The sequence below is a fragment of the Trichococcus patagoniensis genome, assembly GCF_003051085.1.
Taxonomy (GTDB): Bacteria; Bacillota; Bacilli; order Lactobacillales; family Aerococcaceae; genus Trichococcus; species Trichococcus patagoniensis.
In genome coordinates this window covers 25,417-41,264 of record NZ_QAOM01000012.1, presented here as the reverse complement: position 1 = coordinate 41,264, position 15,848 = coordinate 25,417, and the positions used below count along the sequence as shown (strand labels likewise).

At 50.6% G+C, this 15,848-nt stretch carries 14 protein-coding genes; all 14 read right to left on the bottom strand.

Translation table 11 applies throughout. The annotated features are described in order from the left end of the window. Positions 1 to 182 precede the first annotated feature (182 nt). Complete coding sequence (locus tag C8U37_RS09340) at positions 183 to 929, bottom strand: SDR family oxidoreductase (protein WP_108032976.1); 747 nt, start codon at positions 927 to 929, stop codon at positions 183 to 185. Between the two features lie 533 nt (positions 930 to 1,462). Then, positions 1,463 to 2,968 carry a glucose-6-phosphate dehydrogenase gene (gene zwf, locus C8U37_RS09335; protein ID WP_108032975.1) on the bottom strand — a complete coding sequence of 502 codons (1,506 nt, stop codon included), beginning with the start codon at positions 2,966 to 2,968 and terminating at the stop codon, positions 1,463 to 1,465. A gap of 271 nt (positions 2,969 to 3,239) precedes the next feature. After that, on the bottom strand, positions 3,240 to 5,006 hold the full coding sequence (locus C8U37_RS09330; RefSeq protein WP_108032974.1) for a 1-deoxy-D-xylulose-5-phosphate synthase: 1,767 nt from the start codon (positions 5,004 to 5,006) through the stop codon (positions 3,240 to 3,242). 347 nt (positions 5,007 to 5,353) lie between these two features. Beyond that, entirely contained in the window at positions 5,354 to 6,157 is an 804-nt protein-coding gene (locus C8U37_RS09325) for a gluconate 5-dehydrogenase (protein ID WP_108032973.1), read from the bottom strand. Positions 6,158 to 6,180: 23 nt separating this feature from the next. Further along, positions 6,181 to 7,020, bottom strand: coding sequence for a 5-dehydro-4-deoxy-D-glucuronate isomerase (gene kduI / locus C8U37_RS09320; RefSeq protein WP_170100241.1), 840 nt, complete (start codon positions 7,018 to 7,020; stop codon positions 6,181 to 6,183). A gap of 69 nt (positions 7,021 to 7,089) precedes the next feature. Then, complete coding sequence (locus C8U37_RS09315) at positions 7,090 to 7,737, bottom strand: bifunctional 4-hydroxy-2-oxoglutarate aldolase/2-dehydro-3-deoxy-phosphogluconate aldolase (RefSeq protein WP_108032972.1); 648 nt, start codon at positions 7,735 to 7,737, stop codon at positions 7,090 to 7,092. Positions 7,738 to 7,762: 25 nt separating this feature from the next. Beyond that, positions 7,763 to 8,074 carry an L-rhamnose mutarotase gene (gene rhaM, locus C8U37_RS09310; protein WP_108032971.1) on the bottom strand — a complete coding sequence of 104 codons (312 nt, stop codon included), beginning with the start codon at positions 8,072 to 8,074 and terminating at the stop codon, positions 7,763 to 7,765. Positions 8,075 to 8,101: 27 nt separating this feature from the next. Further along, positions 8,102 to 8,956 (bottom strand): AraC family transcriptional regulator, encoded by an 855-nt coding sequence (locus tag C8U37_RS09305; RefSeq protein ID WP_170100249.1) that lies wholly within the window; start codon positions 8,954 to 8,956, stop codon positions 8,102 to 8,104. A gap of 97 nt (positions 8,957 to 9,053) precedes the next feature. Further along, positions 9,054 to 9,896, bottom strand: a complete 843-nt coding sequence (locus C8U37_RS09300; protein ID WP_108032969.1) for a sugar phosphate isomerase/epimerase family protein — start codon at positions 9,894 to 9,896, stop codon at positions 9,054 to 9,056. Positions 9,897 to 9,902: 6 nt separating this feature from the next. Further along, positions 9,903 to 11,198, bottom strand: coding sequence for a TRAP transporter large permease (locus tag C8U37_RS09295; protein WP_108032968.1), 1,296 nt, complete (start codon positions 11,196 to 11,198; stop codon positions 9,903 to 9,905). Between the two features lie 2 nt (positions 11,199 to 11,200). Continuing rightward, entirely contained in the window at positions 11,201 to 11,695 is a 495-nt protein-coding gene (locus C8U37_RS09290) for a TRAP transporter small permease (RefSeq protein ID WP_108032967.1), read from the bottom strand. A 10-nt stretch (positions 11,696 to 11,705) separates the two neighbouring features. After that, on the bottom strand, positions 11,706 to 12,719 hold the full coding sequence (locus tag C8U37_RS09285) for a TRAP transporter substrate-binding protein (RefSeq protein WP_108032966.1): 1,014 nt from the start codon (positions 12,717 to 12,719) through the stop codon (positions 11,706 to 11,708). 24 nt (positions 12,720 to 12,743) lie between these two features. Continuing rightward, complete coding sequence (gene bglB, locus C8U37_RS09280; RefSeq protein WP_108032965.1) at positions 12,744 to 13,850, bottom strand: beta-galactosidase BglB; 1,107 nt, start codon at positions 13,848 to 13,850, stop codon at positions 12,744 to 12,746. A gap of 728 nt (positions 13,851 to 14,578) precedes the next feature. Continuing rightward, entirely contained in the window at positions 14,579 to 15,817 is a 1,239-nt protein-coding gene (locus C8U37_RS09275; RefSeq protein ID WP_108032964.1) for an MFS transporter, read from the bottom strand. Between the last annotated feature and the right edge of the window lie 31 nt (positions 15,818 to 15,848).

Below are 15,848 nucleotides of genomic sequence, written 5' to 3'. Positions count from 1 at the left end.
GCGATACCGGTCACGTCGCTCTGCTCCGGTGAGGAGACTTTCGCCGGAGATCAGATTCGTTCACGTTGTTCTCCTCCGGCCAAACATTCCTTCACCGGAGGAAAATTCCTCCGGTAACATTCAGAAAAAGAAAGCCCGCTGCACCGAAATGAACCGGTGCAGCGGGCTTTGATTTATTGTTATCACCAAGGTTGGATTGTCGGTCCGATCGTAAATTCGTTTACGTTTGTATCCTCAGGCTGGTCAATCGCGAATGCGACCACATTGGCTACGCGATCCGGGCTGATGCCGTATTGCTTGTAGATGATCCCCATATCCTTGGCGATCTTATCATCGCTGATGGTTTCCAGCAATTCCGTGTTGATCGCGGCCGGATAGATCGTGGCCGTTCTGATGTTGGTTCCTTCCATCGCGGATTCCATTCTTAGCACTTCCATCAGGTCGCGCACAGCCCATTTTGTCGCGCCATATACCGCTCCGCCTGGATATGCCTTGAGGCCCGCAACGGATGAGGTGGTGATGACATGACCGGATTTTTGTTTCACAAATTCTGGCAGGACCGCTTCGATCCCGTTCAGTACGCCTTTGATGTTGACGTCAACCATCAGATGCCAATCCTTCGTTTTCAACTTCGATAAAGGCGAATTCGGCATCACGCCGGCATTCAGGAAAATGACATCCACTCTACCGAATTTTTCTTTTGCCAGATCAACCAGTTTTTGATTGTCTTCGATTTTGGTGACATCCGTTACGCGGTAAACAGCTTCCCCGCCATCCTGAACGATTTCGTCAACCAATTTCTGTAATTTTTCTTCTCTGCGCGCGCCGAGAACCAATTTGGCTCCTTTGCTCGCCAACAGTCGGGCTGACGCCTCGCCGATCCCTGAAGAAGCTCCCGTGATGATCACTACTTTGTCTTTGATTGCCATTATCTTCATCCTTTCCATTCTGACCCGGAGTATCAATAAAGAATCGAAAAACAGTTTTCTGCATCTGAGTACTGCTTGTCCATTTTTATTATACCACCGAGTACCTGTTATAGGCTTACTTGAACCTTACTCCTTAACCTCAAGGTGAAGTCAAGGAATGGCAATTGGAAATTCAACAAAAATTGGCTATCTACAGAACGGTATTCGCCGGTGAAACAATTCTCGGCGGGAGTTCGGCTCCATATTTGAAACTATCCCTACCGCAAACCGCAAAAAGGAGTGCTCAGCTGGTTAGTGAGCACTCCTCTGTTATTTGGTTAAACGCCACTGGCCGGAGATCCGGCCTTGTTTGCTTCGCTGTTCTCCGGTGAAGCGGCTTTGGTCGGAGATAAGCTTCCGCTCGTTATGCTGTTCTCCGGTCAACCGGTCCACACCGGAGAACAGTCCCGGTATCTCGACTCTCCTCCGGCCAGGCAGCCTTTCACCGGACGAGAGCAAGCCCGGTCACAATAAACACGTGCTCAACACCGGTTTTATCCCTTCAACAACCCACGCTCACGGTACCATCCATCCGGTCTCCAGGCCCACTGGTGGTTTTCTTTTTCCAACAGATCAAATGCTTCTTTTGGTCCCATTGTCCTTGCCGCATACTTCGGAATCTCGGTATCTTCGCTGTCCCACGTTTCGCGGATTGCATCGACGATTCTCCAGGATTGTGCAACTTCTTCCCAGCGCGCAAAGTTGGTTGCATCCCCCAAAATCACATCATAGGTCAGACGTTCATACGCTTCCGGCGTATTCTCCATCATTTCGCTGTCATGGCGGTACTCCAATTTGATCGGCTGCGTATTGAATCCCTGTCCGATTTCTTTACGGTTCATTGTCAAAGCAAAGCCTTCTGTCGGCTGGATATAAATGGTCAGATCATTTGCTGGGACTTCTTTTTCAGCATCAAATGGGTTAACGGGAACTTTTTTGAAAACGATATTGACGCGCGTTCCTTTTTCGGTCAGGCGTTTTCCGGTTCGCACATAGAAAGGCACCCCGTTCCAGCGCGGATTATCCACCATGAATTTCCCGGCTACAAAGGTTTCCGTCTTCGAATCGCTTGCGACATTCGGCTCTTCCTGGTACCCAACAAATCCCTGATCACCCAAACGACCTGCCGCATACTGCGCTCTGACGAAGTTTTCGCGTACTTCTTCAGGGGAATAGACGCGCACATCATTCAGTGCTTTGATCTTGGCTGTTTGGATATTTGCATCCGATACGGAAGCTAAAGGTTCCATCGCCAGCAAGGACAACACTTGCAGAATATGATTTTGGACCATGTCCTTCAAGGCCCCGCTATGGTCGTAGTAGCCGCCGCGCTCTTCCACGCCCAATTCTTCGGAAAAAGTGATCTGAACATTTTCGATGTACTCACGATTCCACGAGGGTTCAAGGAACGGATTCGTCAAACGCACGGCCAAAATATTTTGGATCATTTCTTTGCCCAAATAATGGTCGATCCTGAAAATATCCTCTTCCGGGAACACTTGCGTGATTTGATCATTCAATTTTTCGGCTGATGCATAATCCATTCCGAATGGCTTTTCGATGACGACGCGGTTGAATCCTTTATCCGTCACGATCTGCTGACCTTTCAGATGCGTCACGATCGGTCCGAAAAATTGCGGTGCCATCGCCAGATAGTACATCCGGTTCTGGTCCAAATCATATCGGGCATCCAATTCGTCAGCCAGTTCTTTGAGACGAACGTAATGTGCCACATCGGAAACATCATGGGCACGATAGTAAAAGTGGCTTAAAAAAGCAGCTTTTTCCGCTTCTGTCGGTTGGAATGATTGAATCGATTCCGAAACCACATCCCGAAAATGCTCGTCGCTCCACTCTCTTCTTGCCGTCCCGATAACTGCGAAACGTTCTGCCAACGCACCGCTTCGAAACAATCGGAAAAATGAAGGATATAACTTTCTTTGGGCTAAATCACCTGTTGCACCGAATAAAACAATCAATACTGGATTTGTCTTTACCACTCTATCGCCTCCTGCTTAACTTAGTATCTTTATCATACCATGAGTTCCGGAAAGTTCCTTAACGATTTTTGCGTATACGCCCCAAAATAATCGCATTGTTCTTGGTTAACGTTTTGCTTGTTTTTTAAGTTTGTTATCCGGTGAGGCCGACTTCGCCGGAGCTTCACTATTTCAGGAAAAAAAATAAAGTATCGCGGAGCTTTACTTGTTCCGCGATACTTTTTATTTGTAATCAGTCATTCTTCGGCGAAAGATCGCCGTACAAGTATTGTTATGCTAATGTTTTAAGGATATCTTCGACAATGAGTTCAGGCGTCAGGTGGTAGCGTTCATAAAGATCCGCGGTGGAGACGTTGTCGGTGAATTCCTTGTGGGCGCCGAAATTCAGCACCTTCATGTTGGAACCGCCGTAATAGCGCGCGATCTTTTCGCCGAAACCGCCCTCGATGCTGCCGTCCTCAAGGGTGATGACCAGGTCGTGATTGGCCTTCAGATTTTCCAGCATTTCTTCATCATAGTTCGTGATGAAACGCGGATTGATCAACGTAGCATTTATGTCTTTTGCAGCCAGTGCTTCTTGCACGCTGCCGCCCAGCCCGATAAATCCGCCGAGCGCCAAGATGGCGACCTTGCTGCCTTCAATCAGTTGTTCAAAGGTCGGTTTTGCATAATCGATTGTTTCCGTCGGGCGATGGATCACGCCATGTGCCGACAAGCGGACCGCGACGGGACCTTCTTTTTGGGTCAGTGCCCAATCCATCATCGCCACCAGTTCTTCCGCCGAAGTCGGCGCCAAATATTTGATGTTCGGGATGCTGCTGAGCAACGGAATATCAAACAAACCTTGATGAGTCGCAGCATTTTTTGTGATCGTTCCGCCTCCGATCACGATCACAGCCGGATTTTCATTCAATGCCAAATCGTGCGTCAATTGATCATAGGCGCGCTGCAGGAATGTGCTCGAATGGAACACGACCGGGCGCGCACCGCCTGCGGATAAGGCGGATGCGAAAGTGACGGAATGCGCCTCAGCGATGCCGACATCGACATACCGGTGCGGATGCCGCTCCTGGAATTGGCTCAGCCCGAACATACCCGGAATCGCCGCATTGATCGCCACGATCGGTGCATCTTCATTATCGACCTTCTCAATCAGATAGTCCATCAGGATGCCGTTATAGCTCTCGCCAGGTTGGCCGGCAGGAGCCTCCCCTGACGCCAGATCGAATGGGGTGCGCCAGTGGTAACGCATTTTTTCTTCGGTCGCCTTTTGATAGCCGTGCCCTTTTTCCGTATGCACGTGCAGGACAATCGGATGGTCGCTGTCCTTCACTTTTTCGAAGGCGGCAATCATCGTCTCCATATCGTTGCCGTCTTCCACGTACAAATAATCGAAACCGAATGCCTTGAAAAGGTTGTTTGCGGCTTCGCCGTTCGAAGCGCGCAGCTCCGCCAGGTTGCGGTAGATGCCGCCGTAGTTCTTGTCGATCGACATATCATTGTCGTTCACGACCACGATCAAATTGGAATCCAAGTCGGCACCATTGTTGAAGCCTTCATAGGCCAAACCGCCGCTCAAGGAACCGTCCCCGATGACGGCGACCACGTTTCCTTTTTCATTTTTAAGATCGCGCGCCTTCGCCAGCCCGACCGCCAAACTCACTGATGTGGACGTATGCCCGACGTTGAAATAATCGTGCGGGCTTTCATTCGGGTTGGTATAGCCGGTGACCGAATCGAAGCTGCCTTCCTCGAAGCCGGCTTTGCGGCCGGTCAAAATCTTATGCGGATAGGATTGGTGGGAAACGTCCCAGACGATCTTGTCCACCGGCGATTCGAATACATAGTGGAATGCCAGCGTCATCTCCACCACCCCTAAATTGGGTCCGAAGTGTCCGCCGACCTTGCTGACTTTATTCATGACCAGCTCGCGGATCTCCTGAGCCGCAGTCTCCATTTCACCGATCGTCATATTTTTCAGATCCATCGGTTCCGTTATGCGGTCCAGGATGGGTGTTTGTTTTGTCGTTGTGGCCATATGATCTACACTCCTTTTCGATTGTCCGTTACGGACGATAAACCCATCATAAACCTTAAACTGAACTCTAAGTCAAGGGGTGAAATGACTTTTTTGTCACTTTGCTTTCTTGAAGCGGCAATTTGATCAACGGTTGTCCGATTCTTTCGGATTATCGGACAAGTTAGCCGGCGACGGTGTTCCGCTATGCCCGGCCAGCCGTGCCTCGCTGTCGACCTGCGGGCTTGCCAGCTCCGGTGAGGCGCCGTTCACCGGAAAACCGATTACAGCATCAGGCGCTTGCATACAATACCAAACCCCAAAAAAGCACCCCTGCCATACCGGCCTGGGTGCCCACATATATGCTCTTAAGGTTGTTTGCCGATGTAAGCCAAGATGCCGCCGTCGACATACAGCACATGTCCGTTCACAAAGTCGGATGCGCTGGATGCCAGGAAGATCGATGGGCCAGCCAAATCAACTGCTTCGCCCCAACGTTCGGCCGGCGTGCGGCCGACGATGAATTGGTCGAACGGGTGGCGTTCACCGTTTTCCTGCAGTTCTCTTAAAGGTGCAGTCTGCGGTGTCGCGATGTAGCCGGGTCCGATGCCGTTGCACTGGATATTGAATTGGCCGTATTCGGAAGCGATGTTTCTTGTCAGCATCTTCAATCCGCCTTTAGCGGCTGCATAGGCGCTGACGGTTTCACGGCCAAGCTCACTCATCATTGAACAGATGTTGATGATCTTGCCGCTTCTTTTTTCGATCATGTCCGGAAGCACGGCTTTGGCCATGATGAAGGGTGCAGTCAGATCGATATCGATGACTTGGCGGAAGTCCGCCACGGCCATTTCGATCATCGGTGTACGTTTGATGATGCCGGCGTTGTTGACCAGAATATCCACGGATCCGACATCCTCTTTGATCTGTTTGATCATTGCTTGCACGCCTGGCTCGTCTGTCACGTCGCAGACATAGCCGCGCGCTTCGATGCCAACCGCTTTGTAGTTGGCGATCCCGTCATCCACCGATTTTTGGTCCAAATTATTGAAAACGATCGTCGCGCCGGCGGTAGCCAACGATTTCGCGATTTCGAAGCCGATCCCATATACCGCACCTGTGATGAGTGCCACTTTTCCGTCCAAACGGAACATATCCATTGTAAAATCCATACGTATCCCTCTTTCTTTTTCGTTTATTTTAATTGGTCCATCGGAACCATATCCATGTCAGTGTACGTGATGTTTTCGCCGCACATCGCCCAGATGAACGAGTAGTTGCTGGTCCCTACGCCGGAGTGGATGGACCAGCTTGGTGAAATCGCAGCCTGTTCATTTCCCATGACCAAGTGTTTCGTTTCATCCGGTTTGCCCATCATGTGGAAAATGCGTGTGTCTTTTTGCATGTCAAAATAGACGTAGGCTTCCATTCGGCGTTCGTGCGTGTGGGTCGGCATCGTGTTCCACGAGCTGCCCGGCTCCAAAATCGTGTAGCCCATCTGCAGTTGGCAGCTTTCGCAGACATTCGGGTGGATGTACTGGTAAATTTTGCGCTTGTTCAGCGTCAATGGTTCGCCGGTTTCCATCGGCGTGATGGTGTCGATGCTGATTTTTACGTTCGGATGTTTGTGGTGCGCCGGCACGGAGCTGATGTAGAATTTGGCCGGGTTCGCTGCATCCTCGGACGTGAAGACGACTTGGCGCGTTTCTTTTCCGATGTAATAGCCGTCCTGCTTCTTCATTGCTTCTTTTGCGCCGTCGATTTCGATGTGGCCCGGTCCGCCGATGTTGATGACGCCCATCTCGCGGCGCTCGAGGAAGTAATCGACGCCCAATTCTTTGTCCAGGACGATTTCTAATGCTTTATCGGTTGGAGTGACGCCGCCGAAGATCATGCGGTCATTGTGGGTATACGTCAGGCTGATTGCGCCCGGTACGAATACTTTCTCGACCAGAAATTCCTTGCGCAGTTGTTCTGTCGAATAGTGACGGATATCCTCCGGACTGTGTGTATAACGTGTTTCCATGTTTTGCATGTGATGATCCCCTTTGTTTTGTATTTCGTGTTGTTTCATATATAATCTTGCAGACTTTCCTTTGACCTTTTACTTCCCTTTGATCTCCGCGAACTTATCCGCATACTGTCTGGCCACTTCGGTCACCTTAGCGAAGTCACCGGTCGCGGCTGGTGCCAGCAAGTTGCCGCCGACACCGACCGCGATGACGCCGGCATCGAACCATTCCTGCATGTTCGCAAGACTGACGCCGCCAGTCGGCATCAGGTTCAGGTGCGGCATCGGCGCTTTGAAGCTGGAAATGATGCTCGGACCGTAGGCGCTGCCCGGGAACAACTTGATGATGTCGGCACCACTTTTCAGCGCCTCCTTCATTTCCGTGATGGTCATGCAACCCGGCAGATACGGAATCTGGTACAGATTGCATAATTCAGCCGTCTCTTTATCGAAGTTCGGGCTGACGATGAACTCGGCTCCGGCCAGTATCGCCAGGCGGGCGGTGATGGCATCCAGCACCGTCCCCGCTCCGACCACGACTTCCGACTGATCCTTGTAGAACGCCGCCAGTTCGCGGATGACTTCATCCGCGTTCGGGACCGTGAATGTCAATTCGATGCCGTTCAGACCGCCCGCGACGATTGCGTGGCTGGCCTTCAGTGCTTCTTCCTTCGTGGCGCCGCGGACGACTGCCACGACCCCTGTTTTTTCCAAACGATTCAAAATGGATACGCGTTTCATCCGACTCCCACTTTCTATTTTTCTATTACAACTCAAACACTTGCACTAGTTCTTTTGACACCGGCGATTCGTCCGGATTGGTCTCCATGATGTCCGCCATGTAGTGCCACCATTTTTGGTTGATGGCAGTGGCGGCGGTTTCCGCCCAGCGCTCTTCGTCTTCGATCTCGAGGTAGCCGAATAATTCGCTCGACTCCGGATTAAGGAAGATCGAATACTGTTTAGCGCCGTGCGCCTTCAGCATCTCGCGCATTTCCGGCCAGAGCTCGTCATGGCGCTTCTGGTATTCCTCGTGCTGATCGGGATAGATTTTCATAGCGAAAGCTTTTTTGATCATGCCTTTCCTCCTCTCCCTAACCTAAGTTCAGGCTTCAAAATGCTCATAATGGATTTTCTGGTTCTCTTTATTCTTCGCCAAAAACTCTTTCGGCGTCATGCTGAATTCCTTTTTGAAGGCCTTCAGGAAATGCGGATACGAAGCGAAGCCGCATTGATTGTAGACGACATTCGAACTTTGGTAGGTCTTCAGCAACTGCTTCGCGTAAAGCAGCTTTTTCTTCATCACAAACTGATGGAACGTGAAGCCCGTATGCTTCTTGAACTCGCGCGTGATGTAGTATTTCGACACAAAGAAATTCTTTTCCATCTCCTCCAGCGTCAACGGATTGCTCAAGTTCGCGGAAATATAGTCGATCATCTTCTCGATCCGCTCGTTCTGCACAATAACTTTCGGCTCCTCTTCGTTCTCCTCCGACTGCACCAACTGATTCAAAAATACCAGGTACTCGATTAGGTTCTGTTCGTACTTGATGTCCGATCCGTAGATCGAAGCATCCGGCTGATGGTCGATGAAAGAAAGCTTTTGCCGCAACAAATCGGCATCAATCTTGAGGACCTTGCTGCGGCGTTCGCCGCCCCCACTGAAACATTCCTCCAGATTCGTCCATTTCGTGGAACTGCCCTGCAGAAATTCCGGCGTCAAAAAGATGTAGACGCGCTCACAAAGGTCCGTATTCTGCTTGACGATCCGGTGCAGGTCATTGTAATGGATGAGGAGAATCGTCCCTGCTTCGATATCGAACTGTTTGCCGTCCAAATAGAACGTGGCTTCCCCTTCCAAAGTCGCATGCACTTCATAATAATCATGATAGTGGTAGAGCGTCTTCTCCTGGCTGATGACGTCCTTCACGTGATAGACTTCGTACTGATCGGAAGCCATCGTATTCACGTTGGAGGATTTTTTTAGTTGCTTATCGGTGTTCATGGCTATTCTCCTCACCTTTTCTTGCGTGCGTTTCTTCTATATATAAATGAAATTATGGTTTGGCTTCGCTTGCTTCCAACAGCTGCAGCGCCTTTACGATATGGTCATCCTTGGTTTCTTCGAGGACGACGTAGGAAAGTGGCTTGTGCTTGGCAATGATTGCCGTTATGGCTGCGTAATCGATCAGGCCTTCCCCAAGGTTGACTGGGATGATTTGGTTTTCTTCTATTGTATAATCCTTCAGGTGCACAGCTACGATTTTGTCTCCGAACCGTTCGAAGGCCTTCTCGACCAAGGCAACCTGCTCCTGATAATCTTCGCTCGTAATCAGATTCGTGGGATCCAAAATGATCCCCAGATAATCCGATTCCACCGCATCCAGCAGTTGCTCCACCCGCTCCAATGAATAGAGCGGATGATTCAAGCCGGGCTCGATGCCCACCAGCATGCCTGCTTCTTCGCCAGACTTCACGAGCCGGCGGATGACGCCGACCATGTCGGCGAAAGCTGCATCACTGAAGTTGTCTTGGGTATAGCGGATTTCCGGCAGCACGCAGCCGGTCTCGGAGGCGACCATCGCCGCCCCGAAATAGCGGGCATGGCGCAGGTAGCTTTCGAATTTTTGCAACAGCCCTTCGCGGATTTCCGCATCAGGATGGATCATATTGACGTAGCAGCTCAAGATTCCGACCTGTACATCCGCTTGGGCCAGTTCGCGTCTGATTGCCGCCCCCATGCCCGGGTTGAGGTTGCCGGCTCCGGAAGGCAGGTCCGGAAAGGACATGCCCAGCGCCAACTGCAGATTGTGGATACCTTGTTTTTTCGTTTGCTTGGCCAGCTCCTGCACGGTTTCCACACCGGACAGGTCATGGCCGCGGATCGTAAAATTCAGCATAGTGTCTTACCCCGCCATGTTCGGCAGCCACATCACCAAGCCAGGGAAATACGTGATGAGGAACAGCACAGCCAGGATCGCCAAGTAGAACGGCACCAACGGCTTGAGCATCTGCTCGGCTTTGACGCCGCCGACGCTGGCCCCGACGTACAATCCGGTTCCGACCGGTGGTGTGATCGAGCCTACGCACAAGTTCATGATTGCGAACAATCCGAAGTGGACCGGATCGACGCCGATGCTGGTCATGACCGGCAGGAAGATCGGTGTGAAGATCAGGATTGCCGGACCGACGTCCATGAACATGCCGACAATCAGCAGGGCAATGTTCACCAGCAACAGAATCAGGAATTTATTGGTCGTCAAGCCCAAGATTGCCGCGCTGATCGCTTGCGGGATGCCGGTGAAGGCCATCGCGAAGGACATCATCGAAGAAGTCGCCAACAGGAACGTGATCGCTCCGGTCGTCAGCACCGCTTCCTTCAGCATCGGATAAAAATCCTTGACTGTTACCGTTTTATAGAAGAACATCGCAATCAATAAAGAATAGGCTACAGCGATGGCGGAAGCTTCGATGGCCGTGAAAATACCGGTCAGGATCCCGCCGATGATGATCACGATCAGCATCACGCTCGGGATCGCTTCCTTCAGGACCTTGAAGGCTTCTTTTCTGTTGACGCCGCTGATGGTCTTATAATTATGTTTTTTAGCGTGGAAATAGGCAACGAGCATGATAGCCAGACTCCACAGCGCCCCTACGAGATATCCGCCCAAGAACAGCGAAGATATGGAAGCTCCACCTGCTACCAATGAAAACATGATGAATGCCGTGCTCGGCGGAATGACCATCCCGGTAGGAGCGGACGCGATGTTCACGGCTGTCGCGAATTTCCGATCATAACCCGCTTTGATTTGTTGCGGGATCAATACCCCACCGATAGCGGTAGAAGCCGCAATTGCGGAGCTGGACATGGAACCGAACAAAGCATTCCCCAGCACGTTTGTATGCGCCAAGCCGCCTGGGATGCGCCCAACGAACAGCATCGCGAAGTTGACTAGCTTCTCGGCGATTCCACCATTATTCATGATGATGCCCGAGAGCACAAAGAACGGAATGGCGACGAGCGAGAAACTGTTCAGACTGGAGACCATTTTCTGAGCGGAAGTGAAGACGGCAATATCAAAGGGAACAACCAAAAGCAATGTAGCGATTGAGGAGACCGCGATGCTGATCGCAATCGGCATCCCGACAATCAGCAAGATCACAAAAACGACGAATAATATCAAACCTGCCTGTAAAGCCATAATTACATTTCCCCGCTTTCTTCTGCATTCTCAACCGAATCCTTGCCTTGCAACAGATTCAACAAGCTATAGATGAACATGAAGACACCTGCAATCGGAACAGCCAGATACACATAACCCATCGGAATGGAGAGTGACGGTGAAATCTGACCCATCGTGACAGACATGGCTTTCCAACCTCCGTAGACCATGATGAGTGCAGCGAAAATCAAAAACAATACTTGAACAACAATTTCCAATTTTCGCTTATTTGCTTCATTCAGGTTATCGCTCAATAAGGTCACCGACATATGACTTCTCTTGCCGACGACATAGGCCAGCGCCAGCATCGATAGCCAAACCAATCCAAAGCGGACAAATTCCTCTGTCATTGTGTTCGGATTGTTCAAAACCGTTCTTGTAAAGATTTGATAAAGTACCGTAGCAATCATGACCACGAAAATGGCGGAACAGACCAACTCCAGCAGTTTATCAAGCGTCATTCTGATTTTTTCCATGTCGGTTTCCTCACTCTTCTTCTGCGTGCGCGCGAATCAGCTGATACAATTCGCTGTACGTTTCATTGTTTTTGAATGTCTCGTGCAATGGTTGGACCGCTGCCTGGAAAGGTGCGATGTCAACTTCATTGAAAATGATGCCGTATTCTGCCACTGCTGTTTCTTTTTCTTTCTCGACCGCTTCCTTGAATACGCTCTTCTCGTACACCGTCGACTCTTCAGCCGCTTCCAGAACTGCTTCATACTGTTCGTCGTTTAAGCGTTCTTTCACGGAATCGTTCATGATCACGACATCGGGAACACGCGTATGGGCATCATAGGAATAGTACTTCGCGACACCTCCGTGCCCGGCTGTAAACAAAACGAATTCATTGTTTTCGGCACCGTCGATCAGGTTCGACTGGAGCGACGTGTAGACTTCACCGCTTCCCATCGGAACAGGGGACCCGCCGAGCAGCTCGACCATTTTGATCGCCGTTTCACTCTGCATGACGCGGATCTTTTTGCCTTTCAAATCGTCCGGCGTATTGATTGGGCCGTCCGTCATATAGAAGCTGCGCTGTCCGGAATCGTAATAGGTCAAACCAACAAAACCAAGCTCGGCTGTCGAATTATAGATGCCATCCATGATTTCCGGATCTTCCATGACTGAGTAGAAATGCTCCTCGCTGTCGAAAATGTAGGGCACCCCGAAAATGGAATAATCTTTCGAGAAACTTTCCAAAGCGGATCCGCTGACTTTCGTGAAGTCGATCCCGCCGGTTTGCGTCAACTCGATCAGTTCGGTTTCACCGCCGAGCTGGCCGTCCGGGAAATACTCAACAACCACTTCGCCATCGGTCTTTTCTTCGATCAGACGACCGAATTCCTTCATCGAATCGATAACCGGTTGGCTATTGCTGGCATAGGCATAGCGCAGCACGATCGCATCATCGGCGGATGATTCTGTGTTTCCGCAACCTACCAACAAGCCGCTGCCAAGTACGGACATCAAAACAACTGATAATAAATGTTTCTTCTTCATGATCTTTCTCCCTTGTCTGTATGATCAGCAGTATGAAACGAGAAGTTCCGTCAAGCACAATACTGTCAATGATTGTCCGTACGGCATCGCCGTTTTGTCGATGTTCTTGTAGAATTCCAAGCAATCGCCCATGCCGGTTCCGACCGACACGTTCTGCACTTCGCCGTTTTCGTCGATCTGTTCCAACAGACCGCTGATGGCTTTGTAGGCGACTTCTTTGTATTCCTGCGGCAAGTAACGTTTATGTACCGCTTTCAACAAGCCGTAAGCAAAACCAGCTGTCGCGGATGATTCGATATAGGAAGTCGGATCGTCCAATAGCGTGTGCCATAAACCGCATTCATTCTGAAGTTCCGCAATCGCTTTTGCCTGCGCTTCCAATGTTTGGATCAAGAATTCACGGAATGCATCGCCTTCGCGCAAGTCCAAAATCTCGATGATTTCCGGAATCGCGATTGTCAACCAGCAATTCCCTCGCGCCCAGAATGCTTCGGCATAATTGTGATTTTCTTCAAAAGTCCAGCCATGGTACCAAAGCCCCGTCTTTTTGTCCATCAGGAATTTGATGTGCAGCAGGAACTGGTAACGCGCCTCCTCCAGGTATTCGGGACGGTCCAACAAAACGCCGATTTTCGCCAGCGGCAATACGGTCATCATCAAGGTGTCATCCCACAGCTGGTTCGTGTTCGACGGTCCGTAAGTTTCGTGCTGCAGTCCGTTTTCGTTCGTCCGCGGCATATCCTTCATGACCCATTCCGCCCATTGTTCCAGGTAAGGCAAGTAGCGCGAGTCTTTTGTGTCTTCGTACAGATACGCCATCGTCAGCAGCGGCGCCATCGTGTTCACGTTCTTCGGCGGCGCTCCTTCGGCCATCCGCGCTTCGAACCATTCTTCTACGACCGCCAACGAGCGCGGATTTTTTGTGTTGCGATAATTTTTATAGATGCCGTACAAGCCGACCCCTTGCGGCCAATTCCAGATCGTCCAGCTTTTGTCGTCGACTTTCAGTCCGTCGAAGTCCAACAGGAACTCTCCGCTGTTATCTTTGATGGTCGTCAGATTCTCGATCAACAAATCGATTTTTGACTCGACCAATTCCTTCGTCACAAATAATTGTTCAGTTATCACCATTACTTTACCACCTTTTCGAAATTATGAATCGCTTTCATTTGATGAGTTAATAATAACAAGCAATCCAAACGAAAAATATGGCGGTTATTGAACAAAAACTGTCTAAAGTTGCACACCCATTGTATGCGGATGCACGTTAGGATGCAACAAATAATTGTATTAGAGTGCTTTTGGATATGTCTAGGCTTAGTTTGGTCGGCAGCTCCGATGAGAAGCGGCTTCGTCGGAGCTGGCGCGTCTTTGGGGCGCTGTCCTCCTGCGAGCCAACCCTCGCCGGAGATGGTGCATCACTTCCCAGCATTACCTCCGGGGACGCACGGCTTCGCCGGAGGTACGGTGCCCTTTGCGGCCGGATCCTCCGGCCAAACATTTACCTTGAATCACCACCGCTCCTAAAATTCAACAAATCTCATTTCCCGGGATTAATGACATTTGTTTGAAAACGAAAGAACCCCGCTGAACAGGCTGGATCGGTATGATCAGCTGCTCAGCGGGGCTCTTTACTCTGTTAATTTTCTGTTGTGGATTTCGTTACTAGTTTCGAATTTATTTGTTCTCCGGTGAACACTGCCTTCATCGGAGGTGGCGCTTCTTTTCTGCCGCGTTCTCCGGTGAAGCAACCCTCGCCGAAGTTGATGCATCATTTGCCAGCATTACCTCCGGGGACGCACGGCTTCGCCGGAGGTAGACTGCTCTTTAAGGCCGGATGCTCCGGCCAGCCCTAAATTTTATGCTTGTGCTTCATCCAGTACCGCATCTGCCTCGACTGCCTGGTGTTCATACCTGTTGGCCAAAGCGTTCTTGCCAAAATTGATGACGAGCAGGCCGAAGCCGATCACGAAGCAGCAGATCGCTCCGAAAAGGACGGCGCTCGGACCCGAGGCAACGCCCAATCCGGCCAGCACGATTGGGGAAATGATGCCACCCAGTCCGTTCAGGAATTGGAAGATGGACATTGCGATCGCGATTTGGAACGGTTTTGCGATGATGGAAACGTAGAACGGGATGGTCGAGTAGATCATGGCCATCGCGATACCGGACAGGCCGGCACCCAATACTATCATCACGATATTTTGTGCGTAACAGACCAAAAGATAGGATACGGCAATCAAAATGAAGCCGATTGCGATCGATTTGTCTTTCAGGACGCGGTTGATGCGGCTGATCGTAAAGCCGGCGATTAGGCCACCGACCGTGCCGAGCGCATTAACGAGCCCGGTAATGGCGGTTCCGCCGAAATTCTTTTGCGCGATGACAAGCGACAAGTTGCTCGGATAGATCGTATAAAGGAATGAAATTGCAAACGCCAATAAAGATACCCACAGCACATACTTGTTCATGTCCTTGAATACGGACAGGAGCGACGGTTTGCCCTGCGGACCATGCGCGTGGCCTGCGTTACCGTTTTGCGTTTCCACTTTATCCAACGGCAGGAACAGCATCACCACGAAGAAAATCAGCAAAGCAAGCAGGAAAACCAGATAGGTGTTTTCCCAATTTTGTGCCCCGAGCGTGCTACCGACAATCATCATGACCATCAGGCCGATCGAGTTGATGGCCGTCCCGACGCCCATCAAGGAGGCGCGCTCTTCCCCGTCAAAATACATGGAAATCAGCATCGGATTGATCGTGCCGATGAAGCCCAAGCCGATTCCCATGATCAGTGCGCACACGAGTAAAGCGTTTACAGTTGAGTGAAAAGCAAGCGGCAGCAACCCGCCCAAAGCGACGCAGAGGATACCGATAAGCGCCAAGAATTTCTTGGGGATGCGCATCGCCAAAACCCCTACCACCAACGTGATCAGCATAGAACCCAACCCAGGGATTGTGCCGATCATCTGGATTTTCGAAATCGGTTCACCCGGAAACGATGCCATGATTGCTCCGAAAGCGCTCGTGATTACCAAGGCGCTCAGGTTCAACAAAGTCATGCTCAAAATGCCAACCTTCAATTTTGTCTTTTTCATTACATCTCTTCCCTTTCGTTTTTCAAATTGG

Bases quoted from the DNA above. Each gene is read 5' to 3' on its own strand.
- C8U37_RS09340 (WP_108032976.1), bottom strand. From the start codon at position 929: ATGGCAATCAAAGACAAAGTAGTGATCATCACGGGAGCTTCTTCAGGG.
- C8U37_RS09295 (WP_108032968.1), bottom strand. From the start codon at position 11,198: ATGGCTTTACAGGCAGGTTTGATATTATTCGTCGTTTTTGTGATCTTG.
- C8U37_RS09325 (WP_108032973.1), bottom strand. From the start codon at position 6,157: ATGGATTTTACAATGGATATGTTCCGTTTGGACGGAAAAGTGGCACTC.
- C8U37_RS09305 (WP_170100249.1), bottom strand. From the start codon at position 8,956: ATGGCTTCCGATCAGTACGAAGTCTATCACGTGAAGGACGTCATCAGC.
- rhaM (WP_108032971.1), bottom strand. From the start codon at position 8,074: ATGATCAAAAAAGCTTTCGCTATGAAAATCTATCCCGATCAGCACGAG.
- bglB (WP_108032965.1), bottom strand. From the start codon at position 13,850: ATGGTGATAACTGAACAATTATTTGTGACGAAGGAATTGGTCGAGTCA.
- C8U37_RS09300 (WP_108032969.1), bottom strand. From the start codon at position 9,896: ATGCTGAATTTTACGATCCGCGGCCATGACCTGTCCGGTGTGGAAACC.
- C8U37_RS09330 (WP_108032974.1), bottom strand. From the start codon at position 5,006: ATGGCCACAACGACAAAACAAACACCCATCCTGGACCGCATAACGGAA.
- C8U37_RS09315 (WP_108032972.1), bottom strand. From the start codon at position 7,737: ATGAAACGCGTATCCATTTTGAATCGTTTGGAAAAAACAGGGGTCGTG.
- kduI (WP_170100241.1), bottom strand. From the start codon at position 7,020: ATGCAAAACATGGAAACACGTTATACACACAGTCCGGAGGATATCCGT.
- C8U37_RS09290 (WP_108032967.1), bottom strand. From the start codon at position 11,695: ATGGAAAAAATCAGAATGACGCTTGATAAACTGCTGGAGTTGGTCTGT.
- C8U37_RS09285 (WP_108032966.1), bottom strand. From the start codon at position 12,719: ATGAAGAAGAAACATTTATTATCAGTTGTTTTGATGTCCGTACTTGGC.
- C8U37_RS09275 (WP_108032964.1), bottom strand. From the start codon at position 15,817: ATGAAAAAGACAAAATTGAAGGTTGGCATTTTGAGCATGACTTTGTTG.